This is a genomic window from Fundicoccus sp. Sow4_D5 (assembly GCF_052116365.1).
Classification (GTDB): Bacteria; Bacillota; Bacilli; order Lactobacillales; family Aerococcaceae; genus Fundicoccus.
This window is the reverse complement of sequence record NZ_JBQKLF010000002.1, coordinates 82,812-109,314: the sequence shown is the minus strand read 5'-3', so window position 1 is coordinate 109,314 and position 26,503 is coordinate 82,812. Positions and strand designations below refer to the sequence as shown.

Sequence of the window (26,503 nt, the reverse complement as noted above, 5' to 3'; positions counted from 1 at the left end):
TCCTTCTTTCTCAAATTTATCCTTTAACTGCACCCAACATAATACCTTTTACAAAATACTTCTGAAATAGTGGATAGATAAACATAATTGGTAACACCACAATGACTGAGATTGTCATCCGAATCGAAGTTGGCGTTTGTGACGTAGCTGCTGAAGCGATGCCCGCTAAAGATCCGGTCGTATTCTTCACCATTTGGGCCAACGAGTTTGCTTGGTTGATATAGGTATATAGTAAATATTGTAAAGAATATAAACTCTGATCTGTAATATACAATAACGTATCTTGGAATGAATTCCACTGAGCAACCGCTGAGAAGATCGCAACTGTTGCAAGAATTGGTGTACAGTTTGGCAAGATGACTTTAAAGAACACTTGCAGAATGTTCGCACCATCAATTTCAGCTGCTTCTTGTAAAGAACGCGGAATAGATTCGATGTAAGTCTTTACCAAAATAATATTAAAAGGCTGAACAATTGCGGGTAAAATGTATACCCAGAAACTATTCGTTAAGCCAAGTGTTTTCATGGTTATAAACATAGGGATCAAACCAGCATTGAAATACATTGTAATAATGATGAATCGGTACCAGAATTGACGTTTCCACATTTTCTCTTGCGTAAACATAAAGCCCAAAAAAGCAGATGCCAAAACTGTTGTAACCGTACCAATGACAGTTCGGGCAATTGAAACCGTCGCAGCTAAAGGTAAGCCTCTTAATTGTAATACTTGCCTATAGTTTTCAAGATGAAGCCCTTGTGGGAAAAATCTAATCTTACCCAGAGCACTCAAATCATTACTACTGATTGAGTTGATAATTAGGTAATAGAACGGATAGGCACAAATTAAGGTAACTAATAAGAAAAACGTATAGTTTAAGATATTAAAAATAATATCCCCTTTTGTTCTTTCTTGATTATTTTTCGTATGTCTTTTAAATCTTTTCTTCTTTTCGATAGACAAATCCAATGTTCTTCCTCCTTTCTAGATAATTGATGTTCCTCTGATTTTTTTAGACGCGCCATTCACAATCGCAAGTAGCGCTACAGAAATTAAACTTTTCAGCATACTGATCGCAGTAGCTAGCGATAAACTATTGCTTCCCAAACCTAAATTATAAACATATAAGTCTAAGACTTGAATGGTTTCTTTATTGAAGGCGTTTTGGAAAACAAAATATTGTTCCATCCCGTTGTTCAATAAGTTGGCAATTGATAACATTAACATGACTAAGTAGGTTGGCATTAAAGCGGGTAAAGTAATATGACGCATTAAGTCAAAGCGATTCGCTCCATCAATTCTGGCAGATTCATAAAGTTCTGGATCAATTCCCGAAATTCCTGCTAGATACATAATGGCTCCCCAACCTAAGCCTTTCCAAATGTTCCAAGCAGTCATCATTAACCATGTATGATTCCCGCTATCTAAGAAACGAACAGGGTCTGTCACAAAACCATATTCTTGTAACAAGGTATTAACTAGACCTGTTGTTGAGAATAAACTAAAGGCAATTGTATAAATTAAGACCCAACTGATAAAGTTTGGTAAGGTCGTTAAAGTCTGTACGATATTTTTAAACCATTTGCTTTTGATCTCATTTAAGAATATCGCAAAAGCAACAGGTAAAATTGAGGTTGCTATTCCTAGAAAGCTCATTGCGAATGTGTTTTTTAAAACTTGGACAATTTGATCGATTTGTGTGGAACTAGAAACAAGTAACTTGAACCACCTTAATCCGACAAACTCACTTCCTTCGAGACCGAGTGCGGGCTTATAATCATACAATGAATAGATCCAGCCGTGTAATGGAAAATATGAAAACAAGAAAACTAAAATAAGGAAAGGGACAATACATAAAAACATGATGAGTCCGTTTTTATTTTTTTTCTGTTTCGCACGGTCAGATAACTGCTTGTTCAACTCCATTTTCATCCTCCTCAAGATGTGAAACCGTTTTTACATTTTTATCGTAACATAGCCATTTATTTTTCTATCAGCTAAAAATAGATATCAATCAGTAAAAATTAGTCATCTTGTTAGCGCTTTCCAAGGAGAATGCTTTTATGACAAGCTTTCTAGGTCTACCACAACTTTGGTAAGGCTTTCAAAAATCTGTTTTTGAGTATAGAATGAAGGAAAGAGGAGGAGTTAATCCATGAAATTCAATCCAGATGGTCAATTATATAAACTAACAACAGTCACGACACAATTTATTTTTCTAAATCTCCTGTATATCCTATCTTGTCTGCCAATTATTACAATTGGTGTAGCCACTTCCGCCCTATTTGAGGTATTATTACGCTATGCAGACAATGAACGCGGTAATTTAATTCGAGATTATTTTCAAGCGATTAAAAGCAATTGGAAACAAGCGACCGCAGCTTTTGTTGTTTTATCCGTGCCGATCGCCCTATTAATTTACAGTAGTTCTTTTTGGGTCGGTGGCGGTACGATTCTGACCAGTATTATCGGTGTTGTCTCAGCCATCTTAGCTGCTTATTTCTTTGTAGTCTTAGCATTGAGCTTGTCCTTAATTGGCCGTTACAAGAATAGCCTAAAACAAACGCTAAAAAATGCTTTTCTTTTACCTGTTGCTGATCCCATCCGATCTTTAGGCGTCCTATTGATTCCAGTCGTCCTATTTTGCCTAATGGTTCTGTTTCCAGGTTTTAGATTATTTTTACCACTTTTTGGTTTTGTATTGATTTGTTACTGCAGTGCGTTTTTATTATTATCCATTTTTAAACGATGGAATTAACGAGGTTTTTCCATGAAATTTTCATTTTTTAGAAAGTTGAGTCAATTTTCGATTCGTCAACAATTATTTATTGTTTATATTCCTTTGGTTTTTCTTTCGACTGTGTTAATTGGGGGTTATTTAGTCGTGGATTCTACCAATCAACTCACAGCCAATTACCAATATTTAGCGGAGCTAAATGCTCAACGCGTGAAGTCTGTTCTGTTTGATACGACGAATACGCTATACAACACCGTCTTTTCTTTATCGAATGATACCGAGTTAAGAGAGCTTTTATCCAGTCAGTTTGAAACGGATTTAGAGGCGATGGAAAGTATTGATGATTATCCTGCCGTTGAAGAAGCCCGTAAATACCAGACGTCGATCTCAGAATTAACCATTTACACGACTAATGAAAGCTTGCCAAATCATCGCTTTATCCAAGCGGCCAATAATAGTGTTCAAGAAACCGCTTGGTATCAACGGGCTATGACACAATCTAGTGCCTTCTTCGTGACTGATAATGAACAAGAAACGAATCGCTTAGTCTTAGTCAAGTCTTTGCCTTTACCCTTATCCGATGAAAGAGCCGTTTTGGTGATTCGTTTAGATTATAACTATTTACGAAATCGTCTCCGCAATTCTTCTTATTATCTTGAATTGCAATTAAACGATGATGTGATTTTTTACAGTGATCAACTTCAGCGAGTAGGGCAACCACTTAGTCTGGAACCAAACAAGCTGTTCCAAACACAACATGAGCAACGCGCCATTATCTCAGACAATACGCTTTCATCGAGCACGATTGATGATGTCATTCATATTTATTCGGCAGACTTTGAGGCCTACAATAACCTGAGGGAGAATCTGCTGCGTTGGGCGGCGATTGTGGGTGCTGTTGTCTTAATTACTTTCTTGATTGTTCTTTTATTTGCTCGCTTCTTTACTAATCGGATTCAGCAATTACAACAAGCCGTCAAACATGCGTCCATCGAAGATTACGACTTCTTCCAGAATATCAATGGTGACGATGAGATATCGCAAATTTCACGCGACTTCCATATCATCATTCAACGGATCAAGCGGAAGGAAGAAGAGATTTTCCAAGCGCGCATATCAGAACAAGAACTACTAACCCAACAACAGCAGATGGAATTCAGCATTCTTGCTGGACAGATTAACCCTCATTTTCTATTCAATACGCTGGAGACTATCCGGATGACCGCATTAATTTCAGGCAATACCGATGTGGCCTACGCCATTCGTTTGTTAGCTACCTCAATGCGTAACACCTTAAAGACTCACGGCACCGAATTGGTCAGTCTAGAAGAAGAACTTGATGCCTTACATGTTTATGTAAAAATACAAAGATTGCGTTTTGGCGACCGGGTCAACTTTTCTTATGCGGTTGATAATGCCTTAGACCAGAAAAGAGCCATCCTTCTACCACTTTTGATTCAACCATTAGTCGAGAATTCAATCACTCATGGCTTAGAAAGTATCACCTATCCAGGTTATATCCGCCTTAAGGTAGAAGTAAACGAAGAGGATATCATCATTACGGTTCAGGATAATGGCGTTGGCATTTCTGAAGAGGCTTTATGCCAACTTCAGGAAAAAATCAACACGCCTTCGACGACTTCTCAGAAAAACATTGGTTTAGCCAATGTGAACCAGCGTGCGTCCCTATTTTATGGCGAGGGGTATGGTTTAACAATAGACAGCACCGAAGGCCAGGGAACAACCGTTGTTTTAACTATTCGTGATCTTGGCCTGAAAGCCAAAACAAGTAAGCGTCAAAAAACTTGAGACTAGGGTAGACTTGCCCGATCAAGCCTCACAGTAACAACTGCTTTTAATTGTCAACAGCTGACTAAAACTAAAACAAAGAGAGTCTGACACAACAACGCGACAAGCGCTGAGTGCCAGACTCTCTTTTTATGGCTTATTTCATTAAATTGTTTCGAAACTCATTAGGTGACACATTAAAATGTTGTTTAAATTTCTTGTAGAAATAGTCCGAATTGCTATAACCGACCATTTCGGCCACTTCATACACCATAAAATTAGAATGCTGCAGAATATCGCTCGCTTTTTCCATTCGCACTTGATCGAGAAATGACAAATAGTTTTCTCCCGTTTCCTTCCGGAATTTCTTACCTAAGTAAGCACTATTGTAATTGAATAATTCGCCAACTTTTTTCAAGGTTAGCTCCTCTTGGTAATTTTCCTTCGTATATTTAATCAACTCTGAGACAATATCCAGATGATTCAAAGAGCTCGCAATTAAGATACTCAACTTATCTACCTTCGTTGCCATCATATCTTTTAGCTGAGACAAAGACTCAGCCAAATAAATTTCTTCGTGAAGCTGTTCCGAAGACCAAGCAATCTCAACGGGTACTTTGCCGGTAATTTGTTGATGGATCCACTCCAGATCACCATTCACTCGCCATTTTATCGCTTCCTCACTTGCCACATTGTGATAGAAATTCTGCCAATAATCTTTTAGAGCGATTTTCAACCCTTGACGGGAAAAAATCGCTTTTAACAAGCGTTCACTCGCTTGCTGAATCGCAGGATAATGACTACGAAGATTTTCGATTATGACCTGTGACAGCAATTGTTGCGGCAACAAGAAAATCAACTCACTTAAACTTTGTAGCTCTTCGACCATAGGTTTCAAGTTTTCACCTGCTGCATACCACCGCGACACTAACATCTCTTCTTGAGGCATTTCGTGTTGACAAAGTTGGCCAATCGTCTCTTCACTTACCTGTTCATCACTTAAGATTACCACATAGTGATACTGACGATAAGTCAATACCACTGCCTCAGACACTTCCTGCAACAAGGCATTCACTAATTTTTCGGTCTCTTGCTCTTGTGGTAAACGCAAGAGTTTCACATAACGAAAACGATCAACCCCAGTCATATCACTTCCAAATAGCTTCGCATGCCAGATATTGGCTTGATTGTGTTCAAATTTTTCCGTTTCTTTTTGAGTAATCAACTTTAAAATCTTGATTAATTCATCCTCATTGACCGGCTTAAGTAAATAATTGACTGCCCCCAATTGAATTGCTTGTCGAGCATAATCAAAATCAGAATAGCCTGATAAAATGACCGCATAAAAAGTTAAACCTTGCTCGATTGCCGCATTGATCATCTCTAAACCATTTTTTCCTGGCATTTTAATATCTGCAATCACGACATCCGGCTGATAGTGAGCAATCTTTTCTAGGCCGACTTCCCCATTCTCAGCGGTATCCACAATCTCAAAGCCATAACTTTGCCAATCGATGACATAACGTAATCCTTCTCGTATCATGGCTTCATCGTCTACGATCAGTACTTTACGCATTGAATTCCTCCCTCATTTTTCCTCGCATTATATACACTATAAAACGTTACCACTAAAACACGAATTAGTCACATTGTCCCTCAAGTTTTCCTATTTGTAAACACCTGATTTGCCAAACAAATAAAAAGCACCTATATGGACTAAGCCATATAAGTGCCTCCTTAAATTCAACACCCCAAAGGCAAAATAGGAAAATTAATTGCCTGAACTCCATAATTCCATACGGTCTGTTGTAATTTTCGTCATTTGACTTTCTGCTTCTTTGATATTCATGGCTTCTAATTGAGCTACCATGTCATCATAGATTGCATCGAAGTCTTCTGGACTTGCTAAAATTGCTTCAGTAATTTTTTGAGTCGTTAAGTCGTCTGCTTTCTGTTGTATAATCGTCACATCAGAACTTGTTGGGATAACATATTCCCATGCACGTCCATGCGGTGGTTGACCTAACTCTTCTGGTTGTGGGAAGCTTTCTACCCATAAATCAATACCATAGGCTTCTAGTACTTCAACTTCAGCCTCTGTATAGTTTTCCATAATATCTACTTTAGAGTCACGACCGATTGTTTGGCCGTTTGAGTCCAAAGCGCCATTCCCCCACATTGGGAAAGGATGGATATAAGCGCCAATTCCTGCGTCAATACTATAGTTAGGGTTTGTGTTCGCATTTTCTCTATCTTCTGGTTTTTGAACACGTAAACCATCAACAATGTCATAGTGAACACCTTCAACACCCCAGTTAACTAGGATTTGTGCTTCTTCAGTCGCCATCCAGTCTAAAAATTCAAAGGCTTCTTCTTGCTTGTCTGACGTTGAAGAAATTGAGATACCCATTGTACCGGTAAAGCCTGCGTCACGCGTACTTTGAGAAAGTTGATCTTCTGAAACAGTAACTGGTAAAGGTGCCCATAGGCGATTGGCTTTATCGTCAGCTTTTAATACAGCAACTGCTTGAGAAACGTTCCAATCTTGGTCAGCGGTACCTAAAACGCGACCTGACGATAACTTCGCAATATATGAGTCGAATGTTTGAGTGAATGATTCAGGGTCTAATAAGCCAATGTCATTCATATGGTTTAACCATTTGAAGTATTCTCTGATTTCAGGCACTAAGAATTTATAGAACGTTTCGCCAGTTTCTTCATCGACATGCCATTGCCCGTCATCTTGGAAACCTGCCGCAAAACCTGCAGGGTTACCCACTGTAATTAACCAACGCCAGTCACTACCTAGTAAACTTAAACCAATCGTTGGTTGACCATCAATCTCTGGATACATGTCGATATACTCTGTCAAGGCGGCTTCATATTCTTCTAACGTATTAATTTCTGGATAGCCTAATTCTTTTAAGACATCTAATTGAATTTGTACGGTCCCGCTAGTTTTTAATTGTAAGTTTGTTACGCCACCCGTTCCTAAGTGGTAAATTTGTGGATCTTCAAGACTATTTCTTAAACGTGTTAATTGCTCACCATACATCGCTTTTAAGTTCTCGCCTTTTTCCTCGATTAAATCATCTAAAGGAATAACCGCTCCCGCATCAATTAACTTATTCAAATCACCTTTACTATAAATTAAGTCTGGGTAGTCACCACTGGCAATCATCAATGGAATCGCTTGTTCATCTCCACCAACCGGGTGAGATAATTCTAGTTTAATCCCGGTACGTTCCGTAATTTCTTGGGCAACAGGGTTAGTAAATGGATCGTCTATTGATAAGTCCACCGAAAAGAATGTTAACGTTGTTTCTTCTTCTTGAGCCCCTACAAAAGTCGGTGAAATTAGAGCACTTGCTGCTAGTAAGACACTACCACACATAAGTAATGATTTTGACCATAAGCTTTTTTTCATTAAAAATCCTCCATTCATTTATAAAGCATTGTTTAACTTTTTACTGCACCTAGGGTTAGGCCCGTCACAAAATATTTTTGTAAGAAAGGATAAACCACTAGAATTGGAACGGTAGCGATAATTGTAATCGCCATTTTAATTGACTCGGGCGTCGTACGAGGGACTAAAGCGGCATTTTGATTCATACTGCTAACATCGTTGGCAGTGATTGAACTAGAGTTATCCATAATTTTCATTAATTCATACTGAAGCGTGGTTAAGTTCGTGTTGCTTCGAGCATATAAGTAAGTATCAAACCAGCTGTTCCATTGACCTACGGCCACAAATAAAGCGATAGTGGCTAAAACAGGCATACATAGCGGCATGATAATCTTAATGAAAATCGTGAAGTCATTAGCACCGTCCATCCGGGCTGATTCTTCAAGGGCATCAGGCAGATCATCAATAAATGAACGAATCACGATGACATTGAAGGCGCTGATTAGACCAGGGATGATATAAACAGCGAAGTTATTGATTAAGCCGAGATTTCTGATCAGTAAGTAAGACGGAATTAAACCTCCGCTGACATACATCGTTAGCATTAACATAATTGTTAACGGCTTACGAAAGACAAAGTGCTTACGGCTTAGAACATAGGCTAGAACGGCACAACAGAAAGTCGATGCGACTGTTCCAATTATGGTTCTTAAAACCGAGTTACGAAAGGCTGTCAGTAAGTTATTATTCGACGAGAATATTTCCTTATAGTTTTGTAGAGTGAAATCTCTTGGGAAAATATGTAAGCCTCCGCGGGCAGTATCCGTCGCATCATTTAAAGAAACGGCTAATACATTCAGGAAGGGATACAGAGTCACTACAATGACGAATAGCATCACGATACCTAATAGGACATCTGTAACGGTCGGTCTCGTATTTAGCGGGCCTTTCCGTTTCTTTATTCTTTTACTTAAAATTGCTGTCATCTGTGCTCCTCCTCTTACATTAATTGACCTTCGCCTGTTCGTTTCGCAATCCCATTAAACGTAAAGATTAATACGATACTTACGACAGACTTGAAGATTCCGATAGCTGTACCAAATGAATAGCGGAACATCCCAATCCCATAGTCCAAGGCATATTTTTCAATAACGAGGGCTTGGTTGGCGACAATGTTGTTACCTAATAACATTTGTTTTTCAAAACCAATATTTATTAAGTTACCGATACTCATGATTAATAAAATAATGATGATTGGACGAATCGATGGTAAAGTGATGCTCCACATTTGTTGCCAACGAGTGGCGCCATCTACTCGAGCTGCTTCATACATTTCTTGATCGACACTGGTCATCGCTGCTAAATAAATAATGGCATTCCAACCAGTTTCTTTCCAAACATCTGCGATGGTTACAATTCCCCAGAAATAGTCCCCTTTTGCCATGAAGTTTATTGGGCGTTCGATCCAATTCATCGACATTAAAAACTCATTGACGACACCACTTGTAGATAAAGTTTGGATGACGATATTCGCAACAACTACCCAAGAAACAAAGTGGGGCAAGTAAGAAACGGTTTGTGTAAATTTCTTAAAGCGGGTAAACCGAATCTCGTTAAGGATTAGGGCAAAGGAAATGGACGAGAGTGTCCCGAAAATTAGACCTAAACCTCCCATGCCTAATGTATTTTTCAAAGCTGTATAAAACATTGGTTCACTGAATAAATCTCTAAAGTGTTTGAGCCCAACCCACTCTGAACCGAAAAAACCGTTCTGTGGTAAATAATTTTGAAAGGCAATGGCCCAACCAATTAATGGTGAATAAGCGAACACTAATAACCAGATAACAAAAGGTAATGCCATGAAGATGAGCCCTTTTTGGTTCTTGATTTTCTTCCACGTAATTTTCTCTTTAAACTTCTTTTTTGATTTTTGATTACTTTGCAGGACGTTATCCATGACCTTTACACCTTCCACACTAATCACTCCTTCTTTCGCTCTTCTTAATCAAAGTATATTTGATACCGCTTACAAAACAAACCATAAAAATTAGCTCTTTAGCCTGTCAAAATTAGCTATTTAATGAAATTTGTCGAAAAATCACTAAAAAAATCTGAACAATAGCACTTTACGTTGCTTAAAAGTTAAAGGCAAGCGATGCTTTTGTCCAGATTTCGGAAGTTATATTTAGTTAAATTCTGCTAATTCTGTCAACATATCGTCAATTTGTGCTTTGGATGCCGTAAATTCTAGCACACCATTTTTCTCAACGGCATAGCTTTCTTCTGAGACATCATAAAAATGAATCACATGGGCGAGTGTTTCGCCCTCAGACTCAAATTGATAAGTCAGCGTCAAACTAGCTTCTTCAGGCATCGTGGCGTCTGCTGGGATCAAATCTTGATAAGATAAGGCAGCTAAATATTGATAGACTTTTCTAAAAGCCACTTCTTCGACAAGATGCCCGTCCAAAGAAAATTCATGATGTTCTTCAGCCAATTCGCCTTCACCGATTGTTTCGACCAGATGATTAATCGTCATATTTTGCAGTCCATCGAAGGTAATTGTTTCGACCGCGTCCAATGGAATTAAGGCGATAAAGTTGTCGATGAGTGCTTGGGGGTCTAAGGTGAGATCATTGACGAGTCCTTGTGGCACAGCGTACCAGGCGTCTTTTTCTTGCCAGTACATGGCCAGGTTTTCTTCGCTGTGTGGATAAAAGGCTAAGTGACTTGTTTGCTGGGCATCGTCCATCAGGCTTAAGCTTAAACTGGCCCTTTCAGCTGTTGCCGGCTCAAAGTCGGGTAAAGGCTGCGCATGTAAATTCTTCAGTGTCGTTAGGAAGCTTTCCATTTGCTTATATTCGACCGAAAAGTCTGTTTGATAGACATCATGCAAGAACCAACCACTGATAAAAGGTGAGCGTTCCACATGACTCCAGTCACTCTCTTGACTTAAGGTGAGGTCGTTTTTGGTATCTTGATAGGCCACTTCTATTAAACTGCCTAAGCCTAAATCAAGGGGAGCTTCTAAATAGAGCAATGAAAAGTCAGAGATAGCAAGCGGCAAGTTAGGAAATTCCAAGACGTCCTCTTGTTCCTTGTCACCGATTCGCTGCGTCACTACTCCAATATGACTATCAGAATTAGCTAGCGCATAAAGTTCGAGCGTTATATCGTAATTTTCATCCTGAGTGAAAGTATAGCGCGTCATTTTTTCAAGCGAGGTATGTTCAGGGGCTTTTTCTAATGTTAAGGCTTGTAAGCTGATGACTTGAGCGATAAAGTCCCAAAGTGCCTCTTCCTCAATTGCTGGTAAATCAGCACTGACTAGTTTTTCACCATCTGACGTAAAGACGTATTCTTCATCCTCATCTGTGATTCTGAATTCTTCTAGGGCTTCTAACACTTTAAACGGTTCAACAATGCTAGCTTCAAAAGTAGAGGCTGTCACTTCTTGGGTTGGACCGTCTTGGCTGAGCCAATAAGCGGGGATAGCAAGGATTAATAATAAGCCAAATAGGCTGTAAAATAAGTTCTTTTTAGTCATCTAAGGGGTCGTCTCCTTCCGGCGCTGGCTGTGAAAACTGTTCCGCCAAGGCCTCAAACATGTTTTGGTTATGTCGCATGACATAGAAGGCAATTAAGGAAAACAAAAATAAAAATAATTCGCTTGGAAAGGCCCAGAAAATAATTGCAAGAGCCACAATCGTTAATAAATTGACTAGTTGCTTAAGCGCGTATTGCCAAATGACCACGACTGTTGCTTGATAAATACTTTTTAACTCGATTTCAAAAGTAGCGATCAGTGGAAAGCCAATCAGTGAAAAGAGGCACACAAGTAAGAATAGGACAAGAAAGACTGCCGCAAGGATTTGCCAATCTCTTTGATAAAAATAGATGGCATCAATGAGTAGGATGGCACTCACTGTTAATTGCAGTAGCCAATATTTCAAAGACAGCCAAAAGTTTGACCGATAGGCTCTAAAGAAATCTTTAACAGGTGCGAGATCCCCCGTTCGAACCAATTGTCCCATTGAGAAAAACAGGGCTGTCAAGGCTGGTCCCAATGGAATTAAAGCAATTAAGTAAATGATCGAAAATTCTAGTCTGGGTGGAAACGTAATAAAGACGATTAAAAATAATAAGTTGGCAAGGATAAATAATAGATTACTCGCTAGGAAAAAATAACCATAGCGGAGTATTTTGTAAAATTGGCTGTTGATAATGTTTTTATTGGTCACGTCATTTCCTTCTCTCTCGCATCTTGCCAGTCGCGTTGGTAGGCACCTGGGCTTTGCCCAACTAAGGCTTTGAATTTTTTAGAAAAATAGTCACTGTTGGCATAGCCAACCTTTTCTGCGATTTCATAGATCAAAAAGTTTTCATCTTGGATCAATTGTTTGGCAGCTTTTATTCGGACTTGATCCAAGTACATGCGGTAACTCATTTTGACTTCTGACCGGAATTTTTTTCCTAAATAAGAATGACTGTAATTTAATTCTTTGCCTAGCTCTTGCAGGGTTAAATTGAGGTGATAGTATTTATGAGTATAGTGCTTCATCTCGTCAACTATATCAAATCTTTCTTGTTGGATGACTAAGAGACGGCTAAAATCAATAAAGATCTCATTCAGAAATTCAAAAGTTTGTTGTAGTGAGCGCTCACTCAAAATGACAGAGATAATATAGCGTTTGTCACGCTCTTTCATTGGCTGATTGATATCTTCTTCAATTTCATCACAGTAAAAATTGAAGAGTTCGGCGATATCCGCCTTGATTTCTCGTTCTGTCCACTCATTTTTCTGATAGTAATACTCTATTTCGCTCAGGTAAGCACGAATTTTCTTTTTCCGATTTTGTTTAATCGCGTCGAGTAAATTCTGCTTCCAAACGACCTTTTCAAAGCCCACCGCTTTATTCTTGTTTTTCTCCGTTAAATCCTGTAGGTGCTTATGGGAAACAATTGGTAAGGTTGGGAAAATATAACGTTTCTCTTTTAACGCTTTAATTGATTGTTGTAATTGCGGTAATTCTTTAACATCTGTTGTTAATTGGCTGACAATGACATATATTTCTGGGTGCTTGGCTTGGAGGGCACTGCTTAATTGTTGGGTCATGCGGCTAATTTCACTGCTCGTTTGATCGGCCAGCAAAACATATTGCAAGCTACCATGACTAAAGCTGACAACTTTCCCAAATAAATGCTCATCAAAAATCGCCTCTAATTCTTGTGAGTTCACACCAAAGGCCTCATAATCACAGGCTAATAAACAATAGCTATCAAAGGCCATGCGGGTCATTAGCTCTTTATCACATTGTTCATTCAGAATAAAATGACGGACTCGTCTAGCATCGACATAGTTTTGATAGAGGGTTAAATTAGCTGCTTGTTTTTTCTTAAGTAAAATTTGTTGAGAAATTCTTTTCAGCGCATCGAGTAATTCATCTTCATCAACTGGTTTCAATAAGTAGTAGGCAACCCCTAAAGACATGGCTTCTTTTGCGTAAGTAAACTCTGAATAACCCGATAGAATAATAAATTCCCGGCGTAAGCCATTCTCACAGGCATAACGAACCATCTCTATGCCGTCCATTTCTGGCATTTGGACATCGGTTAAGACCACGTCTGGCTGATAGCGCTTCATCATTTCTATTCCCTCAAGGCCGTCGCTAGCTGAAGCGATGATTTCAAAACCTGCTGCTTGCCAATCGATAATATAGGCGAGTCCTTCGCGTACAATTGGCTCATCGTCTACAATTAAGACTGAATGCATCTTATTGCTCCCCTTTTTCATTTATTTTCTGTGGTAATAAAATAGTAACTTCTGTTCCTTTTCCTTCTTCGCTAGAAATAGTTAAGCCATAGTTCACACCGTAATAGTGTTGGATTCTCTGCTGAACGTTACTAATGCCAATCCGCTTGGCTTCCTTCTCATTTTTCAACAAGGCATGTAAGTCGGCCAATTTCTCTGCTGAAATGCCCCGACCATTATCTCGGATAACGATCGCTATATCTCGGTCTAATACAAGCACTTCAAGTGAGACTCTCACAGGGCCACTGACTTTTTCAACGCCATGAATAAAAGCATTTTCGATAATCGGTTGGATTAATAAGGGAAGAATCATATACTCTTTTGTCGTCTGTATGTGAATACGATAGGTCAGACGCTCACCTAGTCGTAATTTTTGAATTTGTAAATACATTTCGATAAAGGCCAAGTCTTCGTTCAATGTCATTTCTTCACGGTCGCGTTCAAGCGCTTTTCGCATCAGTTTACTTAATATTTTGACCGTTTCAGCAACTTCTGGGTCTTTATTTTTTAGCGCCTTCATGCGGATCATTTCTAAGGTGTTGTATAAAAAATGTGGATTAATCTGGCTGGCTAGCAATTTAAATTCGGCATCTTTTTTGACAAGTTGCCAATTTTTCTGATCAATTTCATACTGGTAACCTTCTTCTAATAAGGTCTGAAGACTTCCCATCGTTGTTCGTAGTTCTTGGTAAATATCCGTAATTTCATCATTACCAGTCAAATTGTTTGGTATATCAAAATCACCGTGAGACACTTTGGTCATACTTTCTTTTAGGAGTAAAACGCGGCGATTAAAGTGCTGAATAAAGCGCGTTAAAATCAATAGGGATATCAAGAAGACAAAACCAATAATTAAATAACCGGTCACTAAAACGCGGTTCGCCTCTCGGGTTATGCTGATGGTCGGCACCGTCCCAACGATTTCAAAGTGAGAAATCAAGGATTTATTCAAAGGAACGGGTTGTACCGTAAAGGTGAGTTGATTACCAGTCCCTTGGATACTTTCTTCCTCACTATTCGCGTGATTCAAGTCAATTCGGTCACCTTCTAAAGCCAATAAGCGGTAATAATCAGAGACTTCTTCTGGCGACTCGGGACTCGTGTAGTTAAAAATTAAATTATTATCCAATGTTAAAAAAGTACTGTTACCTGAGTTGGCTAGCATTTGATTGATTTCATCGGTCGACACTGCAATGGTTACCACACCAATAAACTGATTGTTTCGAAAGACTGAGCGCGTCAGATTTAAATTTTTTTCCCTAGTGATGGGATCTTCAATCATGCGCCAGACGATTTGTCCACGTTTTTCGATCGTATCTTGATACCAAGCTGTTGAAGTAATAGCCGGGGTGACTGGATGGAAGCCGACACTACTCAAGAGGGTAGGATTATCCGTATAAAAACGTAAATAATCTATTTCGGGATAATATTTTATATAGTCAGAAAACTGACTATAAGTTTCATAGGTTTGCACAACGTCATAGATATTCTGAAACTGGGTCCCGACAATTTGAGCAAGTCGCTCATCTTGGTAAATCCAGTCAGAGACGCGGATGATCAATTCAAAGGTTCTGATTAAATCATTCGTTGTCCGAATGGTATTCTGTTCGATTTCTTCAATTTTCGTATCGATCTGATTCGAGCGGATTTCAACACTGATATAATAGCCTACCAGAATAATGGGAATAAAAAGCAGCCCTACATAAATCAAGTAGAGTCGCTTCTTAATTGTATTCATTTGAAAAAATTGTTTAATTTTCACTATGCTTCAACCCCTGATTGTGCTGCTTTTTACCATGAATGAGCCATCCGTTAAAGTATATACTTTAATGTATCCGTTAACAACATTGTGCCTGATTTTTTTTCTTTTGTAAAGATTGACTCATTCGTTATACCTTTGAGAAAACAAAAAGCACCCATTGAAAGCCTATGCGTCAATGAGTGCTTTTGATGATGGATTTTTCCTACACGACCTTTCGGCCAGTCATTATGAGTTGGTCTGATTGGTCCTGTTGTCTTTAATTGAACGACAAGCCACTGTGCTTTTTAATTAAGGGTACCAGAATTGGTTCCAAGATTAAGAAGAAGGCAGCATTTCCAGCAGCATGTAATAGATCAAAGGATAGGCCTTGTAAATAATAGACCCAGAAATTAGCAATGCCGAATAATCTAGTATCGATTATCGAAATAACAAAGCCGTACAGCAAACCTGTCAGAAAAGCAAAAGCAATAAACAGGCCACGTTTCAGTAGTGGCTTTAGGCGGCTTGAACGGTAGACTGGTCGCAAACAACCCGTCACTAATATAACGACTGTAAACGCAATAAATTGTGACATTGTCCAAGGACCCATCCCTAGAAACATATTGGATAGTAACAAGGACAATAAAGCGACAACCAGCCCGTCAACAGTCCCCATCACTAGCGCAATCAGTAAGAGAATCGTCGTCATTGGCTGAACATTAGGGATAAATTGGAAGAGCAAGCGCCCAACATGACTCATGGCGGTTAGGGCAGCTAAGACAGCAATTCTTTGAACGCTAAAGTATTTTCTTGGTTTTATTCGAAGGCCTCTAGTTTCCATTCAATTAAGTCACCTGCTTGTAATTCAGTTTCTGCCGCACCGGTTTCGCCCATTGCACCGTTGACATCAAACATCCACCATTTGCCTGCATCTTCATCTTGTTCTACGCCATTAATGGCTGAGATAAAGCCGCCGTCTTCTGTGATAGCATAATGTTCTTTCATCACATCTAATAACAGTGCACCTTCTTCGACTTCGACTACTTGTTCACCGTCTGTAATTAATTCGCCATCTTCCGTTACGGACACTGTGACCTCAACTAAGTCAGCATCTGTTTCTGAACTCGCAAGCTCTGAGCTGACCTCGCTTTCAACGACACTTGTCGATGTGTCAGCTGACGTGTCAACCTGGGGTTCTGCAACCTCTTGACCACAAGCTGCCAAGACAAAAGATGCTGATAAAAGTAATAACCATTTTTTCATAAATAATTCCTCCTTAGTAAACTTAAGCTTTGATAGAAGCCAATTATTTGCTAAAACAGCGACACAAGCAGAGCTACCTGAGATGTTTTTCATCCGGTCTAGAAAAAACAGCCATACCTTGTATGCAAAAAAACAGCCTATGTACCCCTACATAGACTGCTGCACGATTCTATTCTGCCTCGGAATAGTCATCGCAAAAATTAGCGAACTGAAAGAAAGATCTGACTACATGTTGTCACATGATTACAGTGGCGGGACCGTGTTGGAATTGAACCAAACTTCCATCTTTCAGCTGTCTTTGAACGGTAATTCTATCTCAATTTATCTTAGGCCAAACGCAAGTTTATTTCAAGTCTTGACAGAAAGAAGTAAGGAAAATTTAACAGCTACTTCAAGCTTGCCACTTGATGCTGAGTGTTTGAACGAGGCCCAATAAAGCGAACAGGATATTGCCTAGTAAGCTAAGTAAAACGATGCCCGCATACAAGGCAATATAATCCGATTTGAACCAACTCGTCATAATAAAATAGCCCAAACCCCACTGGGTGACATAATTTTCTACGAAAAATAACGTTGCCATGCTTGTCCCTAATGTTAATTTTAAGGCCGTCAATAATTCTGGTGCCACACATGGTAAAATAATATACCTCAAAGTCTGCCAAGCATTAAAGCCAAATTGCCGGGCTTGTTGCAAGTAACTTTTTGGCAAATATTTGACTGTATCACGCAAAGGAATGTAAATATAAAACGCTGCTACTGCAATCATTAAGGCGACTTTTGACAGCTCACCTAAGCCTAATAACAGTAAAAAGACTGGCAAGAAGGCCACCCGTGGGACAGGATAAAACAAATAGACGATTGGCGTTAACAAACGATCAACAAGTGAGAAACTGCCTGCCAGTAAACCTAATGAGGCACCCAAGAATAAGGAGCCCGCTACTGACCATAAAATCCGCCATAAGCTAGCTTGAATATGTAGCCACAAGCTCCCGTCAAGCGACTCGTGCCACAAATACTCAAATACAAGCCAAGGATTCGGTACGATAAATGCCTCCAACACACGGTAAGCGCCATACCAGACAAGCAGGACCATACAACTAGCATAAACTTTAGACTGCATTTGTTTCATCGCTGATCGCCTCCCAAAAGTTGTCGTAGTAACAATTGTTGCTCAAAATAATGGGCCTGTTGCCGGTAATTCTCACTGGCAGCTAAGGGATTCTGCAAACTTTTTATGACGCTGGCTTCTTCCATCACCCACACATTCTGTCCAAGAAAAGCCGCTTCCTCGATACTATGCGTGACCCAAACAATCGTTAGATGGTGTTTCTTTTGCAAACTGACCAGTAAGTCTTGAATTTTTTCTTTCGTAAAAGCGTCTAAGGCAGAGGTCGGTTCGTCCAAAAATAAATAGCTTGCCTCCTTGGCTAGTAATTGCCCTAAGGCCACTCTTTGTTGCTGTCCGCCACTAATTTGGTGAGGATACTTTTGCAGAAGTGACTGAAGCTCCAAAGTCTGCGCCAGTTCTTTGACACGCTCGCTTTGTTCTTTGCGTGTTAACTTTAAGGCCTGCAAGGCTAATCGTAGATTTTTCTCAACCGTATGCCATGGAAATAATTGATAATTTTGAAAGAGCAACCCTACCTCACTGCTTGTTAAATTCGGCTCAAGGCTGCCCGAAGTCAATGGTTGCCAACCCGCAAGTACACGCAATAAACTTGACTTCCCACAGCCAGAGGGTCCGATAATCACGGTCGTCTGATGCCGCTTGATCTCGACCGTGACGTCGTCTAAAATCACGGTCGAACCACTGACTAGTCTTAGGGAATCAGCTTTAATCATGGCTTACATAGTCCTCAACAACTAACTCATCATAGGGCACCGTAATGTCTTGATCCAACAACTGTTCTAACCAAACGCGAGCTGCTTCAACAGTTTCTTCACTCGGCAAGCGAGTTAGATGATAAGTTGGTAGCACCAATAAGTCTTGGATGCTTTCATCTAAACCAATGCGTTCAAGCAACAAAGCCTTGACCGCTTCTTCCTGTCCTTCCATCGCTAAAACAGCCGCATTATAGGCTTGATGGAAGGCAGCCACTTTGTCGGCTTCTTCACTTAAGGTCGCTTGATTGAAAATCATCACATTCGGAGAAAAATCGTCCGATTCACTCACTAACAATTTCTCCAAGCCTTGGGCTTGCGCATTTGACGCCATCGGCTCTGGCAGAACCGCCATGTCCAATTCCCCGGCCAATAACATCTGAATTCTTAACGGAACTTCTGCAATAAACTGTTTATCCAACGCATAATCGCTTAAAAATAAATCGGCCACATAATTCGTGACACTGATTTCCATCAAGCCAATGCTGACGTCTTTTCCGCCATCATACTTGGGTGACACGACCACAGGAAAGACCCCGTCCGTACTGGTCGTAATCGCACCCGCTTCGGGATTGTTTTCGATCGCAATTAAAAATTCGACCAAACTCGCCATATAGACATCAATTTGTTGGGCTTGGGCTGACGTTTGTTGATGGGTCGCATTGGTAAATAATTCCACTTGGACATTGATCCCGGCTTCTTCAAACAAACCGTACTCATCCGCCCAGAAAATCGGCGCCGCATCCGTGGCTGGCATGACACCGACTAACAAATCGACAGCCGCTTCATCCTCTGCTTGCGCAGCTACAACTAAATTGCTGGGCAAGAAAGCCCCGAGTAAACACGTACCACACACCAGTAACTTTAATAATTTTGACATCCCATCATTCCTCCAATTTTCTAATGTGATTAGTTTAACATATACGCCTAATCATTGGAATATATTTAATTAAATTTCGAGATAGTCTTTAAAGAAAAATACCCCAAACACAGGCAAAATAGTCCTTTACACCTTACAGCATTCTTTGGTCTGTTCACTGCTTCTCCAGAGAGCCGGCTGATAAAACATACACAATCTTGGCTTTCACCCCATTTGCCGACTGTTCTAAGGTAACAAAAAGAGCCCCTAACCCTTGATTGCTTCAAGTAAGAGAGGCTCGCAGTATGATTGATTTAACTATTTTGCTCTAGGAGTTGGTTGTATTGTGATTGATACAATTGATAGTAGAGGCCACGTAATTGCAATAATTCTTGGTGACTGCCGCTTTCGACAATGCGACCTTGTTCGATGTAGAAAATTTGGTCACTGTTGCGAATGGTTGACAGGCGGTGGGCAATAATAAAGGATGTTCGGCCTTTCAATAATTCTTGTAAGCCTTCTTGTAACAATTCTTCCGTTTCCGTGTCGATACTGCTGGTCGCTTCATCCAAAATTAGGATACGCGGATCGGCAATAATCGTTCGTGCAAAAGCAATCAGCTGGCGTTGCCCTGCTGACAGGGTGCTCCCACGCTCTTCAACGGCGGTATAATAACCATCCTTAAGGTTCATAATAAAATCATGCGCCCTCACAGTCTTGGCAGCTTCGATGACTTCTTCTTCAGTCGCATCTAGGTTACCGTAACGAATGTTGTCGATAATGGTGCCTGAGAAAATAAAAGTATCTTGAAGCATGACACCCATTTGCTTACGCAAGGAACGCATCGTGATATCTCGCAAATCATGCCCATCGATTTGGATGCTTCCCTCGTTCGCATCATAAAAACGGCTCAATAAGCTGATAATCGTCGTTTTACCAGAACCGGTTGGTCCAACTAGGGCGACGGATTTACCTGGTTCCATCTTGAAGCTGACACCATCCAGAATATTTTTACCTGGTTCATAACGGAAAATCACGTCTTTAAATTCGATATGCCCTTTTATGGCCGGCAATGGCTGGGCATCGGGGGCATCCACAATCTGTGGCTGCTCATCTAGCGTTTCAAAAATTCGCTCTAAGTAAGCAGAGGCCGTGATCAAATTATTGTAGAAGTTCCCGATATTAATAATCGGATTCCAGAAATTATTGACATAGGCCACAAAGGCAATCAAGGTCCCTGTGGACACCTCAACACCAATTTGGCGAATACCCACAAAGTAAATCATCGCAACCGTTAAGATGGAAATATTCTCAACAATTGGCCACATTAAAAATTGAATTTTAACAGCCTGCATCCAATGAGTCCGATTTTCTTCACTGATTGATGTGAAAATCTCGTTATTGACGTCTTCACGAGCAAAGGATTGTGTAATTCGGATCCCAGCAATACTTTCGTGAATAAAGGCATTCAAGGTCGATTGCTTGTTACTTAATTGCTGATAAGCACGGCGTTGTGAATTTTTCAGCCACAGCACTAGGCCAAAAAGAATCGGTAACAAAGCGAGACTGTAAAGGGTCAAACGAACATCAATCAATAGCATAATGCTGAGTGTGAAAATCAAACTAAATAAATCGGACACCAGGTTGATGACTCCATTACTCAAGAGATCACTCAAGGTGTTGATGTAGTTGACGACACGAATCAAAATCTTGCCATGCGGTCGACTATCAAAATAGGAAAAAGGTAAAGATTGCAGGTGCGTAAATAAATCAGAACGCATGTCCTTCAATGTATCTTGACCAATTTCGGTAATCGCATAAATACGATAACGCATGCACAAGCCAATCACGATTAGGGTCAGGATGAACAAGCCACCATATAGGAATAAGCGTAAGGTGTCGCCTGCTGGAATCACCTCATCAATGGCACTTCTGGTTAACAAAGGTCCCACCAAGGCGGCGATATTAGCCAACATAATCGTTGCTAACACTTTCAAGACTGCTGTACGATATGGCGTTAGATATTTGGCCACTCGTTTTAAATCTGAAAATTTAAATTCTTGTTCTAATTCTTCGTCGTCTTCCAAGCGTTGACGCTTATAGACTTTTTCTTTTTCTACTTCTTCTGCTGATTTATCAAAGTTTTCTGTATCTGTGATACGTTTCTTTTGCTTAAATTTAAACATTTTAGTCACCCCGCTTACTTACAAGCTTGGCGTTTCAGTTAGTTCTGAAACAGCCTCTTGGTCATCATCCGCAATTTCCATTCCCAATTGTTTCTGGTAAAGACGATAGTAGCGCCCTCTTTGGGCAATTAACTGACTATGAGTCCCACGCTCAACAATTGAGCCTTTATCCAACATTAAAATTAAATCCGCATCACGGACTGACGAAATTCGGTGGGCAATAATAAACGTTGTCGTGAGATCGGTGACTTCATTTAAACCTTGTTGAATTTTCGCTTCCGTTTCCATATCGACCGCTGAGGTTGTATCATCAAGTATTAAAATACTTGGTACTTTGGTCAAGGCTCGCGCTAAACTGATTCTTTGTTTTTGACCACCAGACAAGCCAACCCCACGCTCGCCGACAATTGTGCTATAACCATCTGGCATCCGTGAGATAAAAGCATCCGCATCCGCGACAGCAGCCATGCGTTTGACATTGTTAGCAGTCGTATAAGGATCGCCAAAGGCAATATTATCTGAAATCGTATTTGAGAATAAAAAGACATCTTGCATAACCATCGAAATATGGTTACGTAAAAAACGCACTGGGTATTCCTTAATATTATGCCCATCAATTTTTACTTCACCTTCGGTTGCATCATAGAAACGACCGATCAAGTTAACGAGTGTCGATTTACCTGAACCCGTTTCCCCAATAATACCGACCGTTTGGCCGACTTCTGCTTTAAAACTGACATTATTCAAGACGGCAAAGTTTGGATCATCGGCAAACTTAAAGGACACGCTATCAAACTCCACTTGCCCTTTAACAGGCGGCAATTTATCATGATTCATGACTGGTATTCGTGATTGAGTTGTTAACAACTCACGGATTTTGATACACGCAGCTTGGAAACGCTGAACGTCATTTAACAGCCAGCCACTCATCCGCATCGGATTGTTTAACATCCACAAATAACTATTGAAGGCGACCAATTCACCCATCGAAATCGAGCCTTGAATGACTAAATAGCCACCTAAAACTAAGGTAATCACATTCAAGCTACCAGCAAAGCCTTCTAGCCATGGCATATAAGTTCGAGTCACATCAGCAGAAGCCAAGTTCTTTTGCTTAAAGTCATCATTATGCTTATCAAACTTTTCAATTTCAAACTCTTCTTGAGCGAAAGCCTTCACCATGCGGTTACCACCAATATTTTCTTCCACCATCGAATTCAAACGTGAAAAACTCTCGCGAATGTCGAAAAATTTGATACTACTTTTTTTCACTAAACGACGAGCAAAGATGAAAATCAGTGGTGTCACAGCTACAAGCGAAAGTGTCAATGGCACATTAATCAAGCCCATTGCCACAATTGCACAAACAAACCAGACTAAACTTTCAACAATATTGTAGGATACCCAACCAATAAAGTGACGGATCGCATCTGTATCCCCTGTCATCCGCGCCATTATGTCCCCGACACGCGTATGGTTAAAGTATTCAAAATCTAATTCATTGACCTTATGATACAAATCCTGACGCAAGCGATAGAGACTATTCTGAGAGATTTGTTCAAACATCATTTGATAGCTATAACGCACAACTGTACGAATAAGCGTCGACCCAACCATCGTTAAAATAATAGGAATTAATAATTGCCCTTGATTACTATAAATCACCTGATCCACAATTAAACCAATTAAATAAGGATTGACTAAAAACAAACCTGAATTGACCAGCAACAGTAGGCAAGCGACTAACATTTTTCCCCAGTCCGTTTTGACATAAGTCCAAGCCCAACTAAAATTATTCATTCTACACCTCTATTTCTACACCTTGAGCAACAAACAACGTATGACTGATTTACAAAAACGCTTACAATATAAACTTGCCATTTTCTGGCAATATACTTATACCATCAATGACATAGTTTAAAGCTCTCTACTCCAAAAGTCACGCATTATCATCTAAAAATCAAAAGTATTTTTTTATGGCGAATATTGGTCTATACAGGCTCTCTCAAAGCTTTAATATTAAAAAATATTTTCAATTTCCTCGTGGAAACACTAAATAATACTTACTTATTTTAAGAGCTAGCGGTGGGCCCCTTGACTAGGTAAACATAAAAAAATTAGTTTAGTTTTAGAGAAAAATTAAGCGAATCCTAGTGGGCTGGTAAGTTGGTTGACTGAGACAAAAACAAAAACCCAACCGCCTTGAATTCTAAAGGGGTTGGGTTGACAAGCAGTGAATGCATTGCTTGCTTAGTTGGGTAGCGCCACAAAGTTGGCTTCGCTATTTTGAAAGGTGACTAATTGTTTGACATTGTGTTTGCGCAACATGTTAAAGGCATCACTAAAACGCAATTGATAGTCGCTGGCTCGATGGGCATCGGAACTGACAGTAAATAAGTTGCCGCCTAATTGTTTGTATAAACCAATTGCATAGTCATACAGATGCGCATTGTCGTAGCGGTACATGCTCCGAGTATTCAATTCAAGGGCTTGGTCTTGACGAATCATCGTTCTAAAAATTTTCGTCAAAATGGCTTCTTTGCGCTCTAATTCCTGCAATTGCACGTCATCATAGCCTCTTAAACCAAAGTCAAAGTGAGCCAAAACGTTCGCATATGGGGCAGCTTGCACAGCTTCTAGCATGAGGCTGAAATACTCATCGAGGTGAATATCTAAAGGCTTTTGATCATGATTCAAGGTCATAAAACCGTGGCGACCATTGTGATGGATGCTCAACAGTTTAAGATCATAGTCTTTTCCTGCTAAAAACTCTTCAATTCGGTGGCGATCGGCGTAAGTAAAACCAACCTCGATGCCTTTTAATAAACAGTTGTCATAGGTCGCATTTAATTCTTCAACCTTAGCACTATAACCGTCATAATCCGGTATCACATCATCGGCCCGCTGTAAGGGGCTGAAAAAATCAAGATGCTCGGTACTAATCAATGGTAAGTCAGTTAGGTTTAAATAGTTTTCAAACGTTTCACGTGAGTCTGGTGAGAAATAGGTGTGTAAGTGTTGATCATAGTATCGCATATTACGCTCCTTTTAATCTGAACTAAAAAAATAACTACTGAAATAAGTATAACGCAAGTCTTTTGTAAATACTCACGAAGTCAATTATGAAAGCGTTTCCTTGTCAAAATCCCACTTTCGCTTCTAAAATTTACTCATTAAATAGTCCTCGAAATTCCTTGCATCAGGATTCAGAACGCTCGCTGGAACTCACGCCGTAGCCTTTAAGACGCAAAAAAGCCTCAAGTAGCAGTCGCTACTCAAGACTTATTATGCAATTTATTATTATTTACTGAAGGTACCGATTGGTAGATAGTCGTGCGTTAAATCTGGACGCTCTGCCAAATTAGCCATTTGTTTATTACCTGTCACAAAGAAGAAGACTAAGATTGCCACACCTACCGCTAAACTAATGATATAGGTCGATGCATTAAGGCCTAAGTTAAGGCCAATTGGCTCGCTGACAATGTACACTAGACATGCGTATAACATAAAGGTTCCTGGTAGTAAGGCAACCAAATAGTTACGTTTTTTATACATTAAATAACGCGTCGCGACGAACAAGGCAATAACTGCAATCACTTGGTTTGCCCAGTTGAAGTAACGCCATAGTAAGTTAAAGTCAACTCTAGTTAAAATGAATGACACGGCAAAGATTGGAATGGTTAATAACAAAACATTTTTCAAGTTATCTTGTTTTAAGTTGATGTAATCTGCAATAATATTTCTCAATGAACGGAAAGCAGATAAACCAGATGAAATTGGTAAGACAATGACTCCAATAATGGCAGCTGTCCCAAAGACGTTTCCTAATAACATATAGGATACTTGGTTAACCACAGCTGATGGTGTACCAGCATCAATCATCTGACTTAATGTTTGACCGTCAAATAGACTCATTGACGCAGCAGCCCAAATCATTGCGATGACACCTTCCGCGATCATCATGCCGTAGAATAAGAAACGGCCTTGTTTTTCAGAAGTAGTCGTACGTGACACCATTGGTGCTTGAGTGGCATGGAAACCTGACATTGCACCACAAGAAATGGTAAAGAAAATCGCTGGGAATAATTTTACGCCGTTGACATTTTCTAAACGAATCGCTGCCGGTGTTAATTCTGGTAAAGCGTGACCTCCAAAAATCAATGACAAACCGATCGCAACGGTTGAGATAATTAAAATTGCACCAAACCATGGATAAACTTTCCCCATTGCTTTATCAATTGGTAAAAAGGTAGACACGATATAGTAGCCGAAGATTAAAGCGACAATAATTCCTGTCGTCATAAAGTCAGGTGTTAAACTTTCAATTAAACTAGCTGGTGATGTAACGAACACTGTCCCTACTAGTAATAAGAGTAAAATTGAAAAAATGTTAACAAAATGTTTCATAGGTTTGCCCAAATACTTACTTGATAATTCTGGCAAATGAGCGCCATCGTTTCTTAGGGAAATCATACCGACCATATAGTCATGGACAGCCCCACCAAAAATACAACCGACTACAATCCAAATATAAGCTACAGGTCCATATAAGGCACCCATGATTGGTCCAAAAATCGGCCCTGTTCCGGCGATGTTTAATAATTCAATAATAGCATTTTTCCAACGCGGCATTGGAACAAAATCCATCCCATCTTGTAAAACCTCAGCTGGGGTTTGTCGATCTGGTTCAATCCCAAAGTTCTTCTCGATAAAGCCACCGTAAACGAAATAACCGATAACTAATAAAGCGATACCACCTAGCAATGTTACCATCTTATTCAACTCCTCTGTTTTGTTATGATAAATTTATCACAACATCAGGAAAGCTGACT

At 39.8% G+C, this 26,503-nt stretch carries 21 protein-coding genes and 1 riboswitch; of the genes, 2 read left to right on the top strand and 19 right to left on the bottom strand.

Annotation, left to right across the window (positions count from 1 at the left end):
* Positions 1-16: 16 nt before the first annotated feature.
* Together ACTQ45_RS04850 and ACTQ45_RS04845 are read right to left on the bottom strand one after the other, a co-directional pair.
* On the bottom strand, positions 17-967 hold the full coding sequence (locus tag ACTQ45_RS04850) for a carbohydrate ABC transporter permease (protein ID WP_441751560.1): 951 nt from the start codon (positions 965-967) through the stop codon (positions 17-19).
* Positions 968-982: 15 nt separating this feature from the next.
* Positions 983-1,924 carry an ABC transporter permease gene (locus ACTQ45_RS04845; RefSeq protein WP_441751562.1) on the bottom strand — a complete coding sequence of 314 codons (942 nt, stop codon included), beginning with the start codon at positions 1,922-1,924 and terminating at the stop codon, positions 983-985.
* A gap of 229 nt (positions 1,925-2,153) precedes the next feature.
* On the opposite strand from ACTQ45_RS04845, the gene ACTQ45_RS04840 reads away from it, so the two are divergent.
* Together ACTQ45_RS04840 and ACTQ45_RS04835 are read left to right on the top strand one after the other, a co-directional pair.
* Entirely contained in the window at positions 2,154-2,756 is a 603-nt protein-coding gene (locus tag ACTQ45_RS04840; protein WP_441763086.1) for a YesL family protein, read from the top strand.
* Between the two features lie 12 nt (positions 2,757-2,768).
* The gene (locus ACTQ45_RS04835) at positions 2,769-4,544 is read left to right on the top strand and encodes a histidine kinase (RefSeq protein WP_441763085.1); all 1,776 of its coding nucleotides are present in this window, start codon (positions 2,769-2,771) and stop codon (positions 4,542-4,544) included.
* Positions 4,545-4,680: 136 nt separating this feature from the next.
* On the opposite strand, the gene ACTQ45_RS04830 is transcribed toward ACTQ45_RS04835, so the two are convergent.
* The 17 genes from ACTQ45_RS04830 to ACTQ45_RS04750 all read right to left on the bottom strand — a co-directional run bounded on the left by ACTQ45_RS04830 (position 4,681) and on the right by ACTQ45_RS04750 (position 26,444).
* The gene (locus ACTQ45_RS04830; RefSeq protein WP_441763084.1) at positions 4,681-6,099 is read right to left on the bottom strand and encodes a response regulator transcription factor; all 1,419 of its coding nucleotides are present in this window, start codon (positions 6,097-6,099) and stop codon (positions 4,681-4,683) included.
* 195 nt (positions 6,100-6,294) lie between these two features.
* Positions 6,295-7,950 (bottom strand): ABC transporter substrate-binding protein, encoded by a 1,656-nt coding sequence (locus ACTQ45_RS04825; protein WP_441763083.1) that lies wholly within the window; start codon positions 7,948-7,950, stop codon positions 6,295-6,297.
* A gap of 32 nt (positions 7,951-7,982) precedes the next feature.
* Positions 7,983-8,915 carry a carbohydrate ABC transporter permease gene (locus tag ACTQ45_RS04820; protein ID WP_441751572.1) on the bottom strand — a complete coding sequence of 311 codons (933 nt, stop codon included), beginning with the start codon at positions 8,913-8,915 and terminating at the stop codon, positions 7,983-7,985.
* 14 nt (positions 8,916-8,929) lie between these two features.
* Positions 8,930-9,904, bottom strand: a complete 975-nt coding sequence (locus ACTQ45_RS04815; RefSeq protein ID WP_441751574.1) for an ABC transporter permease — start codon at positions 9,902-9,904, stop codon at positions 8,930-8,932.
* 210 nt (positions 9,905-10,114) lie between these two features.
* Positions 10,115-11,476, bottom strand: a complete 1,362-nt coding sequence (locus ACTQ45_RS04810) for a hypothetical protein (RefSeq protein ID WP_441763082.1) — start codon at positions 11,474-11,476, stop codon at positions 10,115-10,117.
* A complete protein-coding gene (locus ACTQ45_RS04805) occupies positions 11,469-12,170 on the bottom strand; it encodes a DUF624 domain-containing protein (RefSeq protein WP_441763081.1) in 702 nt (233 codons plus the stop codon). Before ACTQ45_RS04805 ends, ACTQ45_RS04810 begins: the two co-directional genes overlap by 8 nt.
* On the bottom strand, positions 12,167-13,702 hold the full coding sequence (locus ACTQ45_RS04800) for a response regulator transcription factor (protein WP_441763080.1): 1,536 nt from the start codon (positions 13,700-13,702) through the stop codon (positions 12,167-12,169). The genes ACTQ45_RS04805 and ACTQ45_RS04800 overlap by 4 nt, the downstream gene beginning before the upstream one ends.
* 1 nt (position 13,703) lies before the next feature.
* Complete coding sequence (locus tag ACTQ45_RS04795) at positions 13,704-15,503, bottom strand: cache domain-containing sensor histidine kinase (RefSeq protein ID WP_441763079.1); 1,800 nt, start codon at positions 15,501-15,503, stop codon at positions 13,704-13,706.
* 256 nt (positions 15,504-15,759) lie between these two features.
* On the bottom strand, positions 15,760-16,323 hold the full coding sequence (locus tag ACTQ45_RS04790; protein WP_441763078.1) for an ECF transporter S component: 564 nt from the start codon (positions 16,321-16,323) through the stop codon (positions 15,760-15,762).
* The gene (locus tag ACTQ45_RS04785; RefSeq protein WP_441763077.1) at positions 16,299-16,745 is read right to left on the bottom strand and encodes a DUF4430 domain-containing protein; all 447 of its coding nucleotides are present in this window, start codon (positions 16,743-16,745) and stop codon (positions 16,299-16,301) included. The genes ACTQ45_RS04790 and ACTQ45_RS04785 overlap by 25 nt, the downstream gene beginning before the upstream one ends.
* A 159-nt stretch (positions 16,746-16,904) precedes the next feature.
* Positions 16,905-17,056, bottom strand: a riboswitch (adenosylcobalamin (AdoCbl) riboswitch).
* 80 nt (positions 17,057-17,136) lie between these two features.
* A complete protein-coding gene (locus ACTQ45_RS04780) occupies positions 17,137-17,874 on the bottom strand; it encodes an ABC transporter permease (protein WP_441763076.1) in 738 nt (245 codons plus the stop codon).
* Complete coding sequence (locus tag ACTQ45_RS04775; protein WP_441763075.1) at positions 17,871-18,587, bottom strand: ABC transporter ATP-binding protein; 717 nt, start codon at positions 18,585-18,587, stop codon at positions 17,871-17,873. The genes ACTQ45_RS04780 and ACTQ45_RS04775 overlap by 4 nt, the downstream gene beginning before the upstream one ends.
* A complete protein-coding gene (locus ACTQ45_RS04770; RefSeq protein ID WP_441763074.1) occupies positions 18,580-19,506 on the bottom strand; it encodes an ABC transporter substrate-binding protein in 927 nt (308 codons plus the stop codon). Before ACTQ45_RS04770 ends, ACTQ45_RS04775 begins: the two co-directional genes overlap by 8 nt.
* Before the next feature lie 293 nt (positions 19,507-19,799).
* On the bottom strand, positions 19,800-21,671 hold the full coding sequence (locus tag ACTQ45_RS04765; RefSeq protein ID WP_441763073.1) for an ABC transporter ATP-binding protein: 1,872 nt from the start codon (positions 21,669-21,671) through the stop codon (positions 19,800-19,802).
* Positions 21,672-21,689: 18 nt separating this feature from the next.
* The gene (locus ACTQ45_RS04760) at positions 21,690-23,471 is read right to left on the bottom strand and encodes an ABC transporter ATP-binding protein (protein WP_441763072.1); all 1,782 of its coding nucleotides are present in this window, start codon (positions 23,469-23,471) and stop codon (positions 21,690-21,692) included.
* A 450-nt stretch (positions 23,472-23,921) separates the two neighbouring features.
* On the bottom strand, positions 23,922-24,707 hold the full coding sequence (locus ACTQ45_RS04755; protein WP_441763071.1) for a PHP domain-containing protein: 786 nt from the start codon (positions 24,705-24,707) through the stop codon (positions 23,922-23,924).
* Between the two features lie 264 nt (positions 24,708-24,971).
* Positions 24,972-26,444 carry a carbon starvation CstA family protein gene (locus tag ACTQ45_RS04750; RefSeq protein WP_441751599.1) on the bottom strand — a complete coding sequence of 491 codons (1,473 nt, stop codon included), beginning with the start codon at positions 26,442-26,444 and terminating at the stop codon, positions 24,972-24,974.
* Positions 26,445-26,503: the final 59 nt, after the last annotated feature.